Annotated in this window: 17 protein-coding genes and 1 pseudogene; 14 read left to right on the forward strand and 4 right to left on the reverse strand. The window is 70.6% G+C overall.

Going from position 1 to position 17,806, the window contains the following annotated elements; genetic code table 11:
• Positions 1 to 158: 158 nt before the first annotated feature.
• The 3 genes from OH809_RS22895 (at position 159) to OH809_RS22905 (ending at position 3,150) form a co-directional block, all read left to right on the forward strand.
• Positions 159 to 1,541 (forward strand): aspartate aminotransferase family protein, encoded by a 1,383-nt coding sequence (locus OH809_RS22895; protein WP_393298154.1) that lies wholly within the window; start codon positions 159 to 161, stop codon positions 1,539 to 1,541.
• 114 nt (positions 1,542 to 1,655) lie between these two features.
• Complete coding sequence (locus OH809_RS22900; RefSeq protein WP_406420628.1) at positions 1,656 to 2,375, forward strand: GntR family transcriptional regulator; 720 nt, start codon at positions 1,656 to 1,658, stop codon at positions 2,373 to 2,375.
• 124 nt (positions 2,376 to 2,499) lie between these two features.
• Complete coding sequence (locus OH809_RS22905; protein WP_406420627.1) at positions 2,500 to 3,150, forward strand: hypothetical protein; 651 nt, start codon at positions 2,500 to 2,502, stop codon at positions 3,148 to 3,150.
• A 61-nt stretch (positions 3,151 to 3,211) separates the two neighbouring features.
• On the opposite strand, the gene OH809_RS22910 is transcribed toward OH809_RS22905, so the two are convergent.
• Positions 3,212 to 4,012, reverse strand: a complete 801-nt coding sequence (locus OH809_RS22910) for an SLATT domain-containing protein (protein WP_406425041.1) — start codon at positions 4,010 to 4,012, stop codon at positions 3,212 to 3,214.
• A gap of 381 nt (positions 4,013 to 4,393) precedes the next feature.
• On the opposite strand from OH809_RS22910, the gene OH809_RS22915 reads away from it, so the two are divergent.
• From OH809_RS22915 to OH809_RS22950, 8 genes and pseudogenes are all read left to right on the forward strand, one after another.
• Entirely contained in the window at positions 4,394 to 4,729 is a 336-nt protein-coding gene (locus OH809_RS22915) for a YbaB/EbfC family nucleoid-associated protein (protein ID WP_078839945.1), read from the forward strand.
• A gap of 82 nt (positions 4,730 to 4,811) precedes the next feature.
• Positions 4,812 to 5,411 carry a recombination mediator RecR gene (recR, locus tag OH809_RS22920; protein ID WP_393298163.1) on the forward strand — a complete coding sequence of 200 codons (600 nt, stop codon included), beginning with the start codon at positions 4,812 to 4,814 and terminating at the stop codon, positions 5,409 to 5,411.
• A gap of 134 nt (positions 5,412 to 5,545) precedes the next feature.
• Positions 5,546 to 6,205: a DUF5063 domain-containing protein gene (locus OH809_RS22925; RefSeq protein WP_406420626.1), complete on the forward strand. Its 660-nt coding sequence runs from the start codon at positions 5,546 to 5,548 to the stop codon at positions 6,203 to 6,205.
• A 536-nt stretch (positions 6,206 to 6,741) separates the two neighbouring features.
• Positions 6,742 to 8,013 (forward strand): aspartate kinase, encoded by a 1,272-nt coding sequence (locus OH809_RS22930; protein ID WP_406420625.1) that lies wholly within the window; start codon positions 6,742 to 6,744, stop codon positions 8,011 to 8,013.
• Complete coding sequence (locus OH809_RS22935; RefSeq protein ID WP_406420624.1) at positions 8,010 to 9,074, forward strand: aspartate-semialdehyde dehydrogenase; 1,065 nt, start codon at positions 8,010 to 8,012, stop codon at positions 9,072 to 9,074. The genes OH809_RS22930 and OH809_RS22935 overlap by 4 nt, the downstream gene beginning before the upstream one ends.
• A gap of 358 nt (positions 9,075 to 9,432) precedes the next feature.
• Positions 9,433 to 10,008: a SigE family RNA polymerase sigma factor gene (locus tag OH809_RS22940; RefSeq protein ID WP_406420623.1), complete on the forward strand. Its 576-nt coding sequence runs from the start codon at positions 9,433 to 9,435 to the stop codon at positions 10,006 to 10,008.
• A gap of 106 nt (positions 10,009 to 10,114) precedes the next feature.
• Positions 10,115 to 10,180, forward strand: a pseudogene (locus OH809_RS22945) (hypothetical protein); the annotation flags it as partial.
• Positions 10,170 to 11,306 carry a hypothetical protein gene (locus OH809_RS22950; protein WP_406420622.1) on the forward strand — a complete coding sequence of 379 codons (1,137 nt, stop codon included), beginning with the start codon at positions 10,170 to 10,172 and terminating at the stop codon, positions 11,304 to 11,306. The pseudogene OH809_RS22945 and the gene OH809_RS22950, both read left to right, overlap by 11 nt.
• A 94-nt stretch (positions 11,307 to 11,400) precedes the next feature.
• On the opposite strand, the gene OH809_RS22955 is transcribed toward OH809_RS22950, so the two are convergent.
• On the reverse strand, positions 11,401 to 12,210 hold the full coding sequence (locus tag OH809_RS22955) for an SURF1 family protein (RefSeq protein WP_406515487.1): 810 nt from the start codon (positions 12,208 to 12,210) through the stop codon (positions 11,401 to 11,403).
• 227 nt (positions 12,211 to 12,437) lie between these two features.
• Entirely contained in the window at positions 12,438 to 14,306 is a 1,869-nt protein-coding gene (locus OH809_RS22960) for a S9 family peptidase (protein WP_406420620.1), read from the reverse strand.
• A gap of 70 nt (positions 14,307 to 14,376) precedes the next feature.
• On the opposite strand from OH809_RS22960, the gene OH809_RS22965 reads away from it, so the two are divergent.
• Together OH809_RS22965 and OH809_RS22970 are read left to right on the forward strand one after the other, a co-directional pair.
• Entirely contained in the window at positions 14,377 to 15,213 is an 837-nt protein-coding gene (locus OH809_RS22965) for a class I SAM-dependent methyltransferase (RefSeq protein ID WP_406515488.1), read from the forward strand.
• Positions 15,214 to 15,253: 40 nt separating this feature from the next.
• Positions 15,254 to 15,637, forward strand: a complete 384-nt coding sequence (locus OH809_RS22970) for a nuclear transport factor 2 family protein (protein WP_406420618.1) — start codon at positions 15,254 to 15,256, stop codon at positions 15,635 to 15,637.
• Here OH809_RS22970 and OH809_RS22975 read toward each other — a convergent pair.
• The gene (locus OH809_RS22975) at positions 15,631 to 16,197 is read right to left on the reverse strand and encodes a winged helix-turn-helix transcriptional regulator (protein ID WP_406515489.1); all 567 of its coding nucleotides are present in this window, start codon (positions 16,195 to 16,197) and stop codon (positions 15,631 to 15,633) included. The two genes, OH809_RS22970 and OH809_RS22975, sit on opposite strands and share 7 nt — an antisense overlap.
• Positions 16,198 to 16,252: 55 nt before the next feature.
• On the opposite strand from OH809_RS22975, the gene OH809_RS22980 reads away from it, so the two are divergent.
• Positions 16,253 to 17,692 carry an MFS transporter gene (locus OH809_RS22980; protein WP_406515490.1) on the forward strand — a complete coding sequence of 480 codons (1,440 nt, stop codon included), beginning with the start codon at positions 16,253 to 16,255 and terminating at the stop codon, positions 17,690 to 17,692.
• Positions 17,693 to 17,806: the final 114 nt, after the last annotated feature.

Genomic DNA, 17,806 nt, shown 5'->3' on the forward strand with positions numbered 1-17,806 from the left:
GCACGTCACGCCCCAGCAGTCCGCCCGGGCGCCGGTTCCGTCCGCTGCCGGTTCCGTCCTCGAGCGCCGCGCCGACCCGACACCCTGCCCACCAAACCGCCCCACGCCATACACGTTGGCCATGTCGAGCCGCTCACCGCACGACCTACGCTCGCCGCATGACCCCTCATGCCTCCCATGCCTCCCACGCTCCGCAGGTCGACTCCGCGGCCGGTGCGGCCGTGAAGGCCGCCGACCGTGCGCACGTGTTCCACTCCTGGTCCGCCCAGGGCCTGATCGACCCGCTCGCCGTCGCCGGCGCCGAGGGGGCGTACTTCTGGGACTACGACGGCAACCGTTACCTGGACTTCACCAGCGGCCTCGTCTACACCAACATCGGCTACCAGCACCCCACCGTCGTCGCCGCGATCCAGGAGCAGGCGGGCAAGCTCGCCACCTTCGCTCCCGCGTTCGCGATCGAGGCCCGCTCCGAGGCCGCACGCCTCATCGCCGAGCGGACCCCCGGCGACCTGGACAAGATCTTCTTCACCAACGGCGGCGCCGAGGCCGTCGAGAACGCCGTCCGGATGGCCCGGCTGCACACCGGCCGTACGAAGGTCCTCTCCGCCTACCGCTCGTACCACGGCGCCACCTCCACCGCGATCAACCTGACCGGGGACCCGCGCCGCTGGCCGTCCGACAACGGCTCCGCAGGTGTCGTACGGTTCTGGGCGCCGTTCCTCTACCGCTCGCCGTTCTACGCCGAGACCGAGGCCGAGGAGTGCGCCCGCGCCCTCCAGCACCTGGAGGACACCCTCGCCTTCGAGGGGCCCGCCACCATCGCCGCGATCATCCTGGAGACGATCCCCGGCACGGCGGGCATCATGACGCCTCCGCCCGGCTACCTCGCGGGCGTCCGCGAGATCTGTGACCGGTACGGCATCGTCTTCATCCTCGACGAGGTGATGGCCGGTTTCGGGCGCACCGGCACGTGGTTCGCCGCCGAGCACTTCGACGTCACACCCGACCTGATGACCTTTGCCAAGGGCGTCAACTCCGGTTACGTACCGCTCGGCGGTGTCGCCATCTCCGCGGAGATCGCCGCCACCTTCGAGACCCGCCCCTACCCGGGCGGACTCACGTACTCCGGTCACCCGCTGGCCTGCGCCGCGGCCGTCGCCACCATCGGCGTCATGGAGGACGAGAAGGTCGTCGAGAACGCCGCCCGCATCGGCGAGACCGTCCTCGGCCCCGGCCTGCGTGAGCTTGCCGAGCGCCACCCGTCGGTCGGCGAGGTGCGCGGTCTCGGCGCGTTCTGGGCGCTGGACCTGGTCCGCAACAAGGAGACCCGGGAGCCGCTGGTCCCGTACAACGCCGCCGGCGAGGCCAATGCGCCGATGGCGGCGTTCGGCGCGGCCTGCAAGAAGAACGGCCTGTGGCCCTTCATCAATATGAACCGCACCCACGCCGTTCCGGCCTGCAACGTCACGGAGGCCGAGGCCAAGGAGGGTCTGGCGGCTCTGGACGTGGCCCTGTCCGTCGCGGACGAGCACACCGTCTGACGCGCTCCGCCCACATTTCGCGGGCCGTCCGCATGGCGTCCCTCCCCCCGTGCCCGGATCCGGGCACACCGGCCCTGGCTTAAGGTGGCCCGAAGCCGACAAGGGAGGGTCGCCATGCGCGCGAGTGGAACTGTGACCCGCAGTACGCTGCGGCAGCAGATCGCGGACGCGCTGCGTGACGAGGTGCTTGCCGGGCGTTTGCAGCAGGGACGGGAGTTCACCGTCAAGCAGATCGCCGAGCAGTACGGGGTCTCCGCGACGCCCGTCCGCGAGGCGCTCTTCGATCTCTCCGCGCAGGGCCTGCTCGAATCCGACCAGCACCGCGGGTTCCGGGTGCACGAGTTCGCCGTGGACGACTACCGGGCGATCGTCGAGGCCCGCACCCTGGTCGTCGAGGGGGTCATCCGCAGCGTCTTCGACGGGCCGGTCCGCCCGAAGGGTGCGCAGTCGGCGAAGTACCGCGACGCGCTGGTCTCCGTGCGCCGTCGCGCCGACGAGGCCGCACGGGCGGCGCGGGGCGGTGACCTTGACATCCTCATCGGGTACGACCTGCGCTTCTGGCGTGAGCTGGGCGCGTTCGTCGGCAACACGTACATCACCGACTTCCTGCACCGGCTGCGCATCCAGGCCTGGGTGTTCGCCGTGCCGTACCTCCGCAGCGACGTGGATGTGCGCGACTGGCTCTGGAGCGGCCACCAGGACCTGGTCGCGGCGATCACGCTCGGGGACCGCGACGCGGTGCGTGCGGTGTTCGACGGCCACAACGCCCACGCGCTGAGCTGGGCGGAGCGGCTCGCGGCCGGCGACCCGCCGCATCCGGGGCACGGCGGCTGACGGTCCGGCGGCGAGGTGTTCCGCAGCCGGTCATGAGGGACCACTGTGCGCGATGGCATCCTCGCATTACGCTGTCCCGACCATCGCGCGAACCGCGCGAGATCCCGTGGGAGAGCGAGACTTCGTGGCCTGTGACCTGTGGCTGGTCCCCCTCGTCGATGTGCTGTGCCACAGCCCCGACAACCCGTTCGCCGAAGAGATAGCCGTCTACGACAACGCGCTGGGCGAGGCCGGTCTCCCGGCCGTACCCGTCTACGCCTACATGCCGGGTCTGACCGGCGATGTGGCCCCGGTCGCGGGCTTCGACTACGACGCACTGCACTTCCTGCGCCGCGCCTATCTGCTGCAGCTGAGCGGTCTCGCCGTCACACCGGTCGACGAACTGGGCGGCGACTACGAGCAGCTGCTGGAAATGTTCGAGTCGACGGCGCGGCAATCCCACCTGGTCTGGCACTACGACCATGCGGGGGCGTACGTCCCCGTGGACTTCCCCTCCCCGCTCTCCAACGACCAGCTGCTGGAGGGAGGCGGCCCGCTCGGCTCGGCGCACGGGCTGCTGCGGGAGCTGGAGTACGTCGCTCCGTCCATCGGCATCGACCCGGCGAACCCGCCGGCCGCCCCGCTGCCGCCCGTCGCGCCGACCTCGCTGGAGGAGCCGGCGAGCCCGATTCCGTACGACGACAGCCCGTTCGCCCGGGAACGGCACGTCTGGCTGGGCCTGCACGCGGCGGCGACCCGCAGCCTCGCCCAAGGCTCCATGATCATTTTCAGCTGACGCGGCGGCCCGGACCGCCGAGTTCACCGCCCACCGGAGTCACCGCCCACCGGGACCACCGTCACCGTGGTGACTCCGGTGGTCGCTGCCGCGGCATGTTCGGCCGGGTCACCGACTGCATCGGGTACCGCCCCTGCGCCGCCCCCGGCTCCGTACGCCCGCCGATCCCGCTCCCCGAGACCAGTGCCTGCATCCCCATCGGCGCAGGCCCGGCCCGGAATTCCACCATCCAGTCCGCGGTCTCGGACCGTACGAGATCCGTGATGTCCTCGGAGAACCGCCGCAGCACCCCCAGGCACCGCTCAGCCGCCTCGCTCGCCGTCCCCTCGGTCGGCCCGAGCACCTCCCGTACGCACTCCGACGCCCAGTCGAACTGCAGCACCTGAAGCCGGCGCTGCACGGCCTGCGCCGTGGCGAGGTTCCTTATCCAGCCGGAGGTCAGGCCGAAGTACCGGTCGCAGGCCATGCAGGCGGCACCCAGCAGCAGTGAGAGATAGCCCCAGCCGGCCGCCCCGTGCAGCGCGCCCGTCAGATCGAGCAGCGGCAGCGCCGCGCCCGCGACCGCCCCGGCCGCCGTGCCGATCCGCAGCGCCCTGGCGCCGCGTCGCTTCCACACCCGGTCGTTCAGATACCAGCCGGCGGTGCGCAGCGCCTCGGCCTCGACCCAGCGGTACAGCTCGTCGAGGCGTTCCGCGGGTTCGCCCCAGTCGCCGAGCGGGAACGGCTGTCCGGTCAGATCCCGGCCCCGCGCACGGAAGCCGGAGCGCGGCTCCGAGCCCGGCCCGGAGCCCGGGCCCGAGCCCGGCGGAACGGCCGAACCGGGCGCGCCGGACTCGTTGCGGGGCGCCCTCTCGGGCTGCATCTCCGGCTGACTCACCGGGGCACTCCTCTGCACTCTGTGTTTTCGGCGTTTCGGCGTTTCGGACGCGCGTATGGGACACGTGCATGCGACAGCGGGCGGACCTTCGACGCGGCCGACCGTTCCGCTCGCGTAACCCTGCGTGACGGACGACGCACGTGTGCGTATTGATATGCATGCCCTTCCTACCGCCGAATGGTGGGCCGTGGGGCCGAAATCGCGGTATTCCCGGGTGTGCATGCCCTGTGATCAGGTATAGGAGTCTTGTCGTAGTTGACCGGATCTCACCCGAAAGAGTTGCTCGACAGTGGGTGGGGCGCGGTTCCCGGTGACCACGTAGGCTCGGCATACCGAAACATTGTCGTCGAAATGCCAGGAGTGACCGTGATTCCCGGTGGTGGCCAGCCCAATATGCAGCAGCTGCTGCAGCAGGCCCAGAAGATGCAGCAGGACCTCGCCCAGGCCCAGGAGGAGCTGGCCAGGACCGAGGTCGACGGTCAGGCGGGTGGCGGTCTGGTGAAGGCGACCGTCACCGGCTCCGGCGAGCTCCGCAGCCTCGTGATCGACCCCAAGGCGGTCGATCCCGAGGACACCGAGACGCTCGCCGACCTCGTCGTCGCCGCAGTCCAGGCGGCGAACGAGAACGCGCAGGCGCTTCAGCAGCAGAAGCTGGGCCCGCTGGCCCAGGGGCTGGGCGGCATGCCCGGTCTTCCCTTCTGATCCGCCTGCACAGCAACTACCGTTCGTACCACGACAACAACAGCAGTAGCAGTCGAGGCACTCAGCTCAGGAAGGCGTTCCGTTGTACGAAGGCGTGGTCCAGGACCTCATCGACGAACTGGGCAGGCTGCCCGGCGTCGGTCCCAAGAGCGCGCAGCGGATCGCTTTCCACATCCTGCAGGCCGAGCCCACCGACGTGCGCCGTCTCGCCCAGGCCCTCCTGGAGGTCAAGGACAAGGTCCGGTTCTGCTCGGTGTGCGGCAATGTCGCGCAGGAGGAGCAGTGTGGGATCTGCCGCGACGCACGCCGCGACCAGACGGTGATCTGCGTGGTCGAGGAGCCGAAGGACGTCGTGGCGATCGAGCGGACCCGTGAGTTCCGGGGCCGCTACCACGTGCTCGGCGGGGCGATCAGCCCGATCGAGGGCGTCGGCCCGGACGATCTGCGCATCCGCGAGCTGCTGGCGAGGCTGGCCGACGGCTCGATCACGGAGCTGATCCTGGCCACCGACCCCAATCTGGAGGGCGAGGCCACCGCGACCTACCTGGCGCGGATGATCAAGCCCATGGGGCTGCGGGTGACGCGGCTGGCCAGCGGGCTGCCGGTGGGCGGCGACCTGGAGTACGCGGACGAGGTCACCCTGGGCCGCGCCTTCGAGGGGAGGCGCTTGCTGGATGTCTGACCCCGCCCCGTACGACACCCGCACCACGGCCGGGATCCTTGCGGACGAAACCTTGACGTCTCACGGCGGCTTTACGTTGAGCGGCGCTATGTTCTACTCACCGTTCGCGACCGTGCCCACGGGAGGTCCCCTCGATGTCTGACGCCACGCTGAATTCCGTCACGCAGGATCCGGACGACTTCGCCGTCCAGATCGCGGACCAGATCAAGACGTTCATCGTCGCGGTCACCGAGGTTTCCAAGGTCGACGAGCCGGAGCAGGCTGTCCCGACCCTGCTCCTCCAGGTCTCCCAGCTGCTCCTCGCGGGCGGCCGGCTCGGCGCGTACGAGGACGTCCTCCCGGACGAGCGCTACGAGCCGGACCTGGGTGCCGAACCGGACGCCGACGGCCTGCGCGAGCGGTTCGCGGCCCTTCTCGAACCGATCGACGTCTACTCCGAGGTCTTCGACCCCTACGAGCCCCGCAAGGCCCCGGTCCCGGCCCGCATCTCCGACGACCTGGCCGACCTGGTCACGGACCTGCGTCACGGCCTCGCCCACTACGAAGAGGACCGCGCCACCGAGGCGCTGTGGTGGTGGCAGTTCTCCTACTTCTCCAACTGGGGCTCCACCGCCTCCGCCACCCTGCGCGCCCTCCAGTCCCTGGTCGCCCACATCCGCCTGAACCAGCCCCTCCAGGAACTGGACGGGCTGGACACGGACTCGGAGACCGTCGACGACGATCTGGCCGAGGAGGCGGGTCGGGTCATGGCCGAGGAGATCGCGGGACCGCTGGGACTGCGCCCGGTGAACTAGTGCCCCTCCCGGCAAGCTCTGCCCTGTCGCACCGCCCGGCACGCCCGCTCGCCGCGTTGGCCAAAAGCCCTGGTGGCTCCTTCCCCGAGCTCTCAGCTTCGTTCGAGCAGGGGAGATCCCACTCAAGGACTTCCGGCCGCCTTGCGATCGCACGCGTGCGTCCGTGTCGGTAGCGAAGCAGGTGCCGCCCGCATGGGCCGGGGCGGCGGCCAGGGGCACGGAGGCGAGGGCGAGAAGCAGCGGGAGGGTGCGGAGCGGCTTGTGCATCGGGGGGAGTGTCCGGGGGCGGTCCGTGGGGTTCCGGTTCACTCTGGAGGGGGCGGACCCGGAGATCGCGGACCTTGCCCGGTGTGGGCTGAGCCACATGCGGGCGTGGTACCGGGATCACCGGGCAGCAGACCCGTACGGGCAGTCCGGGCGACACGCCGATGATCACGTGGTGAGCGGGACATCTCACGATGCGATATCAGCGGGGCGATTCCGGACTGCTCGTTAAACTGAGTCGACCGCAGTAATGGATTGAGCGAGGAGCGCACGTGGGCCTTGTCGTGCAGAAGTACGGAGGTTCCTCCGTAGCCGATGCCGAAGGCATCAAGCGTGTCGCCAAGCGAGTCGTCGATGCCAAGAAGAACGGCAACCAGGTGGTTGTCGTGGTGTCGGCGATGGGCGACACGACGGACGAGTTGATCGATCTCGCCGAGCAGGTGTCACCGATGCCTGCCGGGCGTGAGTTCGACATGCTGCTGACCGCCGGAGAGCGGATCTCCATGGCCCTGCTGGCGATGGCGATCAAAAACCTGGGCCACGAGGCCCAGTCGTTCACGGGCAGCCAGGCCGGCGTCATCACCGACTCGGTCCACAACAAAGCGCGCATCATCGATGTCACGCCGGGCCGTATCCGGACCTCGATCGACGAGGGCAACATCGCCATCGTCGCCGGGTTCCAGGGGGTGAGCCAGGAGGGCAAGAACATCACCACCCTCGGCCGCGGCGGGTCCGACACCACCGCCGTCGCACTCGCGGCCGCGCTGGACGCCGAGGTCTGTGAGATCTACACCGATGTGGACGGTGTCTTCACCGCCGACCCGCGGGTCGTGAAGAAGGCCCGGAAGATCGACTGGATCTCCTTCGAGGACATGCTGGAGCTGGCCGCGTCCGGCTCCAAGGTGCTGCTGCACCGGTGCGTGGAGTACGCACGCCGCTACAACATCCCGATCCACGTCCGCTCGTCCTTCTCCGGACTGCGCGGCACCTGGGTCAGCAACGAGCCGCAAGGGGACCAGAAGGTGGAGCACGCGATCATCTCCGGAGTCGCCCATGACGTCTCCGAGGCCAAGATCACCGTCGTCGGCGTGCCCGACAAGCCGGGCGAGGCCGCCGCGATCTTCCGCACCATCGCGAACGCGGAAATCAATATCGACATGGTGGTGCAGAACGTCTCCGCCGCGTCGACCGGTCTGACCGACATCTCGTTCACGCTGCCGAAGGCCGAGGGCCGCAAGGCCATCGACGCCCTGGAGCGCAACCGTGGCACGATCGGCTTCGAGTCGCTGCGCTACGACGACCAGATCGCGAAGATCTCCCTGGTCGGCGCTGGTATGAAGACGAACCCCGGGGTCACCGCGGCCTTCTTCGAGGCGCTGTCCGACGCCGGTGTGAACATCGAGCTGATCTCGACGTCCGAGATCCGCATCTCGGTGGTCACCCGCGCCGACGACGTCATCGAGGCCGTGTGCGCCGTGCACACCGCCTTCGGCCTCGACAGCGACTCCGACGAGGCCGTCGTCTACGGGGGCACCGGCCGATGACACCTCGCCGCCCTTCGCTCGCGGTCGTCGGAGCGACCGGGGCGATCGGCGGCGTCATGCTCCAGATCCTTTCGCAGCACGCGGACGTCTGGGGCGATGTGACGCTGATCGCCTCGTCGCGCTCGGTCGGCCGCAAGCTGGTCGTACGCGGCGAGGAGACCGAAGTCGTCGAACTCACCGAGGACGTGTTCGACGACGTGGACGTGGCCCTCTTCCTGGTGCCCGACGACGTGTCCGCACGATGGGCACCGATCGCCGCGTCCAAGGGTGTCGTCGTCATCGACGACTCGGCGGCGTACCGGATGGACACGGACGTGCCGCTGGTCGTGCCCGAGATCAACCCCCATGCCGTACGGATCAGGCCGCGCGGCATCATCGCGAGCCCCAACTGCACCACGTTGTCGCTGATCGTCGCCGTCGGTGCGCTGCATGCCGAATTCGGGCTGCGGGAGCTCGTCGTCTCCTCGTACCAGGCAGTGAGCGGCGCGGGCCGCGACGGCGTCGTGGCGCTGCGCGAACAGCTGTCGATGGTCGCCGGCACGGAACTGGGCACCAAGCCCGGGGACGTACGCCGCGCCCTCGGGGACGCCGAGGACTCGCCGTTCGCCGCGCCGGTGGCGCTCAACGTCGTGCCGTGGGCCGGGACCGACGCCGGCGACGGCTGGTCTTCCGAGGAACTGGCGATCCGCGACGAATGCCGCAAGATCCTGGACCTGCCGAGCCTGCGGGTCGCGGCGACCTGTGTGTACGTACCCGTCATCGCGACACACTCCATGTCCGTGCACGCCCGCTTCGAGAACGAGGTCGCGGTCGACCGGGCGCACGAGATCCTGGCGACCGCGCCGGGTGTCGTCCTCTTCGACAGCCCGGCATCCGGTGACTTCCCGACGCCGTCCGACGTCGTGGGCACCGACCCGGCCTGGGTGGGGCGGGTGCGGCGGTCGCTGGACGATCCGCGCGCCCTGGAGCTGTTCGTCTGTGGCGACAACCTCCGCAAGGGAGCGGCGCTGAACGTGGCGCAGATCGCCGAAGCGGTGGCCGCAGAATTTCCCCGGACCTGATCCGATCGTTTCTGTACGCTCTGTGGACCACCTGTGAGCAAGTTGCTCGTCAGAATCTCTTGAGCTGGGACCTTCCGGTGCCCGACGATGACCTTTGGCGTGCTGGAACCGGCGGCCGGGGAGCGCGCGTCTATGCGGTCACTTCTTGCGCGGCGGGGCGCGAAATCGTGGCATTCGGGGAAGAGCAGGTACGTATGAGGGCATGTCGCACAGCCCCAAACGCGGTGCCGTACGCGTACAACCCTGACGGGGGGAAACGTGTCCAACAGGCGTGGCAGAGGTTCTCGATATCACAGTGGTGGGCCCGTTGCGGGGCGCTTCAGTGCGTCCGCTCCGGAGGCCCCGCGCACCCGGCGGTATGCCGGTGATTGCGCCCATGCCCGCTGCGCGCCCCGCCCAGCTCCCGTCGCAGCGCGAGGGCGCTGAGCGCAGAGTGGCAGCCGGAACCACCGTTGACCACCTCACCGAGACCTACCGCGCCCACTACCGTTCGCTGCTCGGTCTCGCGGCCCTGCTGCTGGACGACACCGCGTCGTGTGAAGACGTGGTGCAGGAGGCGTTCATCCGCGTGCACTCGGCGCGCAACCGGGTACGTGAGCCCGAGAAGACACTCGCGTACCTGCGCCAGACGGTCGTCAACCTGTCGCGCTCCGCACTGCGCCGCCGCATCCTCGGGCTGAAGCTGCTCTCCAAGCCGATGCCCGACATGGCGAGCGCCGAGGAGGGCGCGTACGACCAGCTGGAGCGGGACGCGCTGATCAAAGCGATGCGGGGGCTGCAACGGCGCCAGCGAGAGGTGCTGGTGCTGCGCTACTTCGCGGACATGACCGAGGCCCAGGTGGCCGAGACGCTGGGCATATCGCTGGGTTCGGTCAAGGCGTACGGCTCGCGCGGTATCGCGGCGCTTCGCGTCGTGATGGAGGCCCAGGCATGAACTGGCGCGAGCGCAGGCAAGCACGCACGCATGAGCGTGGGATTGACCGGACTGGAAACGGAATTGTGAACCACGGGCCGGAGAACACCTCGAACGCGCAGCCGAACGGGGATCGGGATCCGCAGTCGGATACGGATGCCGTCACGGAGGCTGCCGCATCCGTGACGGGTGAGGCAGGCGCGCAGGAGGCGCAGGACGGTGGCGACGATCCCGCCGGAATGGCCGGGCTCGGAGGTCTGTCGGAGCTCTTCGGCACGGACTCCGACGACGGTTCCGGCGCAGCCGGCGGCTCCGGCCCCGACCTGGACGAGCTCGCACTGCGCCGCATGTTCCACGGTGCCGTCCAGAACCTCGCACCCACCGACGGCGCCCTCGACCACCTGCGGCGTGCCGTTCCCGCCCGGCGCGCCCGGCGGCGGCAGGTCGTCGTCGGCATGGCGGCGGCGGCGCTGCTCATCGGCACCGCGGTCCCCGCGTTCGTCCATGTCGCCCGCTCCACCGGCTCGGACACCGCCAACCCGGCCATCGCCGGACACGGCGAGCAGGCCCAGGGCGGCAACGGCGTCGATTCCGGTTCGGAGGCCGACGAGAAGAGCCACAGCGGCGGCACCGACGGACACAAGAACGGCTCCAACGGCCACCCCAACAGCACCAGCAGCCCCTCGGGCAGCGGCGGCACGGGCACAGGCGGCAGCGCGTCAGGCGGAGGCGCTGACCCTGCCGAGACCGCGGCGGCTTCGACGCCGGTCTGCGACCCGGGGCAGCTCGGTGTCGCCTCCGCCCAGGCGGGCGCGCCCGGTGCCGACGGCACGGTGTACGGCACGTTCCGTATCTCCAACACCTCCGGCACGGACTGCTCCGTGACCAGCAGCGGCACCGTGGGCTTCGAGACGACGGGCGCGGCCGACCCGGCCAGGATCGATGTCGTCCAGCACACCGCGGGCGACCCGGCGGCCGGACTGCCCGACCCGTCGCAGGAGGCGGGCGCGGTGCTGCTGAAGCCGTCCATGACGTACGAGGTGCAGTTCGCCTGGGTACCGAAGGACACCTGCCCGACCGCCGGCAGCTCGCCGGACCCGACGCCGACCGACGACGCCGTGGGTACCAGCGGCGGCACCAGTGAAGGGACGTCGCAGACGGACCCGCAGCTCGGTGGCGCGGACGATGGCGGAACGCTGGACGGCAGCGTCGCCGTGACGCACACTCCGGAGCCCGGTTCGCAGGTCGCTGCGGCGACGATCCCCAACGCCTGCGCGGGCACGATCTACCGGACGGGCGTGATCGCCCCGTCGGCGTAGCGACGACGCACATACGTGACGACGCACATACGTGACGACGCACATACGTGACGACGCACATACGTGACGACGCACGTATGTGTGTCAGCACGCCTCAGGCGCTGTCCGTGTCAGCATCGTCCGCGAGGCCGAGCCGCACGTCCCGCGCGGCCTCCGCCTCGCGCCGGACCAGCCGGAACCACATGAAGAGCACGAAGGCGGCGAAGACGAACCACTCGCCGGTGTAGCCGAGGTTCTGGAACGCCTTCAGGTCGAGCCCACTGCCCTGCGGCGCGACGGCGGGTACGGGGCGCAGAGCAGTGGCCCCGCTGTTCTTGGCGTCGGTGCTCTTGCTGTCGGTGTCCTGGAGCGTCACCCATGCGTCGTACACGTCGTACGGGACGAGGTTGACCAGCGATGCGGCGCTGATCATGCCGAGCTGGCCGTCCGGGAGTCCGCCCGCCGGGTCGACGCCCGCAGTCCCCGCGTTCTCGGACGCCTGGAGGTCGCCGGTCACGGTGACTTCACCGGTCGGAGCGGCGGGAACCGCGGTCTGCCCTGCCTTGCCGGGCAGCCAGCCGCGTACCACCGGAAGCGCCTTGCCGCTGTCGGTGCGCAGCAGGTTCAGGACGTAGAAGCCGCTCTTGTCGTCGAGTTCCCGGCCGGGCACCAGGAACTGGTCGGCGTACCGGCCCGTCGCGGTGGCGGGGCGCCCGGACGTCACCTTGTCGACCGGCAGGAGATCGTCGAGCGGTTCGGCGGCCCTGTTGCCCGGGGCGGGCTGCTCCTGGGCCTGTTCGTGTGTCTGCACGCGGTCCTCGAAGCGCCCGAGCTGCCAGGTGCCCATGAAGACGCAGAACGGGATGGCCAGGACGGCGAAGAGGTTGATCCCCCACCATCGCGGGGTCAGCAGGAACCGGTACACCCCTCCACGGTACGGTCCCCGCTCCGGCATCCCGGACCGGGGTGCCGCAAGCACCCCCACCCGCCCGGGCCAGGATGCCGGTCACCCGGGACGCCGCCGTGCGGGGCGGAGGTCGGCGCGGGACGCCGCGCCGGAGCGTGGCGCGGGCCCCCGCGTGGCCCGGGCGCCACCAGGGCCTTGGCGCGGGCCCGCGCCGTCGCCTGCCACGGCGCGGGCCCGGACGCCGACTACCCGAGGTGCCGTCGGGCGAAGTCGAGTTCCAGCCGCACCTGCTTGATCCGCTCCTCGACGACGAGCGAGCCGTGCCCCGCGTCGTACCGGTACACCTCGTGCAGGGCGCCCCGGTCCTTCAGGCGGTCCACATAGTTCTCGACCTGGCGGATCGGGCAGCGTGGGTCGTTGACTCCCGCCGAGATGTAGACCGGTGCCTTCACGGCGTCGACGTACGTCAGCGGGGACGAGGCCTCGAACCGCTCGGGCACCTCCTCCGGCGTGCCGCCCAACAGTGTGCGGTCCATCGCCTTCAGGGCCTCCATCTCGTCGTGGTACGCCGTGACGTAGTCGCCGACCGGGACCGCCGCCAGGCCCAGCGCCCAGTCGTCCGGCTGCGTACCCAGGCCGAGCAGGGTCAGATAGCCGCCCCACGAGCCCCCGGCCAGCACCAGCTTCTCCGGGTCCGCGAGCCCGGACTTCACCGCCCACTGCCGTACCGCCGCGATGTCCTCCAGTTCGATCAGGCCGACCCGGTGCTTGAGCGCGTCCGTCCACGCCCGCCCGTAGCCCGTGGAGCCGCGGTAGTTGACCCGGACCACCGCGTAGCCGTGGTCCACCCAGGCGGCGGGCCCGGACGCGAACTCGTCACTGTCGTGCCAGGTGGGGCCGCCGTGGATCTCGAAGACGGTCGGGAACGGTCCCTCCGCCGGAGTGGCGGGCCGCTGCACGAGCGCGTGGATCCGGCCGCCCGGACCGTCCACCCACACGTCCTCCACCGGAACCGACTCCGGAGCCTTCGCGCCCGGCGGATCGAGCACCATCCCACCCGTCGTGGACCGAACGACGGGCGGCTGCGCGGCCGACGACCACAGATACTCCACCGTGCCGTCCGGCCGGGCCGTGGCACCCGACACCGATCCGGCCGGCGTCTCCACCCGTACCGGAGCGGTATCGGTGCCCGGCTCGAACCGCCACAGGTCGCTGCGGGCCTCGAAGCCGTGCACGATCAGCAGCGCGGAGCCGTCCGGATACCACTCGGCGCCCACGTCGCCGGGCAGATCGATCGCGAGGTCCGTCTCCGTCCCCGCCACCGGGTCCCAGATCATCGGCTCCCAGCGTCCCCGCCGCTGATGCCCGATCAGCAGCCGGGTGTCTCCGGCCACCGGCGCGAAGCCCAGCACGGTCAGCCCCAGCTCCTCGGTACCCCCCTTGGTGTCGTCGAGTTCGGCGACCGTCGTTCCGTCCGGCCGCACCACGCGGAGCGCCGAGTGCATCGCGTCGCCGTGCTCGGTGTGCTCCAGGGCGATCAGCGTCCCGTCGTGCGACAGGTCCCCGACGCCCGCCGACTCGCGGTGCCGGTAGATCTCGACGGGCGCGGACCCCGGCCGTACGACATGGACCGTCGTCCCGTCCTCGTCGGTGGAGCGGCCGATCACCGCCGTCCCGTCCCGCCCGATCGCGAGCCCCGCCGGGTAGGAGGGGGCGAGACCGGGAGCCGCGGGCACGTCCGCCGTCCCTTCACCACCACCGCCGTGGAACGGCTGGCGCATCCACACCCCGAACTCGTCCCCGTCGGTGTCGTCGAACCACCAGATCGCCTCGCCGTCCGGGGTCAGCACCCCGTCCGTCGTCCCGTTCGGCCGGTCGGTGACCTGCCGCTGATCCCCGCTCGCCCGGTCCCATGCGTACAGCTCGTACGTCCCCGTCGCGTTGGAGACGAACAGCGCACGGTCCGGCGCGTCCTCCGCCCAGTCGGGCAACGACACCCGGGGCGCCCGGAAGCGCTGCTCCCACACCGGAACGGAATCGGTCGTCTGTGCCGGAACAGTGCCGTTCGCCCGCGCCGGAGCGGAGTCGGTCGTCGAGCCAGTGATCTCAGTCATGCCCCCCATTCTGCGTCGGGCCCGGAAAATCCGTTCACATCGTCCTCAGCCTGTGGATAACCTCCCTGACATGTACTCCCCGACTCCGGACGACTGGCGCGAGGCCAACCGCGCGCGCTGGGATGAGCGCGTGGCGATCCATACGGCGAGCGACTTCTACGACCTTGACGCCTTCCGGGCGGGCAAGGACGCGTTGCGCGCGTTCGAGCTCGCGGAGGTCGGGGACGTCACGGGAAAGTCGCTGCTGCATCTGCAGTGCCACATCGGGCTCGACACTCTCTCCTGGGCCCGGCACGGCGCAGCGCACGTCGTCGGGCTCGACTTCTCCGAGCCTGCCGTCGAGACCGCCCGTGGTCTGGCCCGCGAGCTCGGGTTCAGCCCGGACCGGGCGGCGTTCGTCGCCGCCGATGTGCATGACGCGGCGGAGGCCGTCCCCGACACCTCCTACGACATCGTCTACACCGGCGTCGGTGCGCTGAACTGGCTGCCGGACACCCACCGCTGGGCCGAGATCGCCGCCGCGCTCGTCGCGCCCGGCGGATTCCTCTATCTCGCGGAGTTCCATCCGCTGACCGACTGCCTCGACGACGCGACCGGCTCGACGATCACGTACGACTACTTCAGCCGCGACGCATGGGTCGACGAGACGCCGGGTACGTACGCGGACCTCGACGCACCGACCGTCCACAACCGGAGCGTCGAGTGGCAGCACCCCGTCGGTGACGTGGTGTCGGCGCTGGCCGCCGCCGGACTGCGGATCGAGTTCCTGCACGAGCACGACGCCTCGCTCTTCCAGCGGTTCGCGGCACTGGAGCGGCATGCCGACGGGTTCCACCGCTTCCCGTCCGACCGGCCCCGCATTCCACTGATGTACTCGATCAAGGCGTCGAAGCCGGCTGCGGGTTGAGCGAAGGCCGGTTGTCAGTGGTGGGGTTCAGACTCGAACCATGACTGCCGATCTGCGCGCCACGGTGGAGACGTACTGGACCGCGGCCGAGACACGTGACTGGGACACCTTCGCGACGACGCTCGCCGAGGAGGTTTTCTACGACCTGCCGCAGACCCGCGAGCGCATCCGCGGCAAGGAGCGGTATCTCCGGTTCAACCGGGAGTATCCGGGGGACCGGCATGTCCGTGTTGAACGGATCGTGGCCGACCGGGCAGGCGAACAGGTGGCCGTTCGGACGCTGTTCACCGTAGGCCTGGAAGAGATGCACGCCATCCACTTCTTCACGGGGGACGACCAGGGCCGGATCGTGGAGATCACGGACTTCTGGCCGGAGCCGTACGAGCCCCTGGCAGGGCGGGAGCACCTCGCCGAGCGTTACTGAGGCGCGGCTTCAGGGGCGGCCTCCACGGGGGTGGGGCCGGCCCGGTCCCAGCCGGGGACGCGGACGTCCACGGTGAGGGTGTTCATCACGACCTCCTCGCCGCAGGTGCGGCAGACCCACGCGGCGTCGAGATCGTGCCCGTGCCCGCCGTCGACAGGGGTATCCGTGCTGCCTGGCCGGGGGACGCCGCCCGGCTCATGGATCATGACGACGGGCGGCTCGTCGAGCACCCAGCGGTCGCCCCAGTCCAGCAGGGCCCGGATCACCGGAGCGAGGTCCCGGCCCGCCTCGGTCAGGTGGTACTCGTAACGCGGCGGCCGTTCGTTGTACGGGCGTCGCTCGACCACCCCGGCCTGCTCCAGCGAGCGCAGCCGGGCCGCGAGGCGGTCCCGCGGCGCCCCGGTATTGCGGGCGATCGCCTCGAACCGGTGGTTGCCGAAGAAGATCTCGCGCACCGCGAGCAGCGCCCATTTCTCGCCCACCACATGCAGCGTGGCGGCGGCGGAACAGGGCCGCCCGGGCAGGGCACCTGTGTCGATCCGGCTCACGGAACCGTTCATTGCACTCACCCTTACAAGGTTGCCATCTCAAACTTACTGGCGCTACCTTGCCGCCATGACAGTTGGAGAATCAAACTCACTAACGAAGGCGGCTGACCTCGCGCCGCCCGCGGCGAAGGGCACGGCCGCGCGCTCCCGTGCCACCGCCTGGATCATCTCGGCCGGTGTCTTCGTTGTGAACCTCGACCTGTTCATCGTCAACGTCGCCGTCCCCGCCCTCGGCGATTCCTTCCACGGCAGCTCCCTCGCCTCGCTGTCCTGGGTGCTCAACGCGTACGCGATCGTCTTCGCCGCCCTGCTCGTCGTCGCGGGCCGGCTGGCCGACCGGTACGGGCACCGGCGCGGCTTCCTCCTCGGGCTGACGGTCTTCACCGTCGCCTCCGCACTCTGCGCCGTAGCCCCGGGCGTCGGCTGGCTGGTCGCCGCCCGCGCCCTGCAGGCCGCCGGAGCCGCCGCGCTGATGCCGACCTCGCTGGCGCTCCTGCTCGTCAACACCCCGCCGGAGCGCCGACCGCGGGCCATCCGCAGCTGGGCGGCGATCGGGGGCATCGCCGCCGGTCTCGGTCCCGTCATCGGTGGGCTGCTGGTGGAGGCCGACTGGCGCTGGGTGTTCCTCGTCAACGTGCCGGTCGGTGCGGCCGGACTGGTGGCGGGGGCCCGGCTGCTGCCCGACGCCCGCCCGGACCGCGACGGCTGCTTCCCGGACCTGGTCGGCGCGGCCGTGCTCACGCTCGCCATCGGTGCGCTCGCGCTCGGACTGGTCAAGGCCGATGCCTGGGGTTGGGGTTCGCCGGAGGTGATCGGCTCGCTCGTCGCCGCGATCGCGCTCGGCGGGGCGTTCTGGCTGCGATCGGCCCGGCACAACGCGCCGATCGTCGAACTGCCGATGCTGCGCACCCCGGCCTTCGCGGCTGCCACCCTTGCCGCGCTCCTCTTCACCGTCGCGTTCGCGGCGATGCTGCTGACCTCGGTGCTCTGGTGCCAGCAGGTGTGGGGGTACTCGGCGATCCGTACCGGACTGGCCATCGCGCCCGGCCCGTCGGTCGTCCCGGCGCTCGCCGTCACCTCCGGCCCGGTGGTCCGCCGCCTCGGCGCGGGCCGCACGGCGGCGCTCGGCTGCCTGCTGTTCGCGGTCGGCCTCGGCTGGTGGGCGGTCGCGCTCGATACGGCTCCGCACTACGCGACGGGGTTCGTGCCCGGCCTGCTGATCACTGGCATCGGCGTCGGTTTCGCCCTGCCCACTCTGGTCGGCGCGGCTGCGGCGGCCCTGCCACCGACCCGGTTCGCGACCGGATCGGCTGTCACCACGATGGCGCGCCAGTCCGGTTCGGTCCTCGGCGTCGCCCTGATGGTCACCCTGCTCGCCACCCCGGAGACCCCGGCCGCGGCACTCGACGCGTTCCGGCACGGCTGGTGGGCAGCGGCCGTCACCGCCGTACTCGCCGCAGCGACGGCCCTCGCCCTGCCCCGGCCGGGCACCGCGGGCCGCGCCTGAGCGGGTCGGCAGACGTGTGGCGGCCCACCGGAGACGTCCCGGCGGACCGCCACATTTCCGTACCGCACGAACGCGTTACCCGATACCTCTTACCCGTTGCGTGTTACGCGACCG

This window comes from Streptomyces sp. NBC_00873 (assembly GCF_045207415.1).
Taxonomy (GTDB): domain Bacteria; phylum Actinomycetota; class Actinomycetes; order Streptomycetales; family Streptomycetaceae; genus Streptomyces.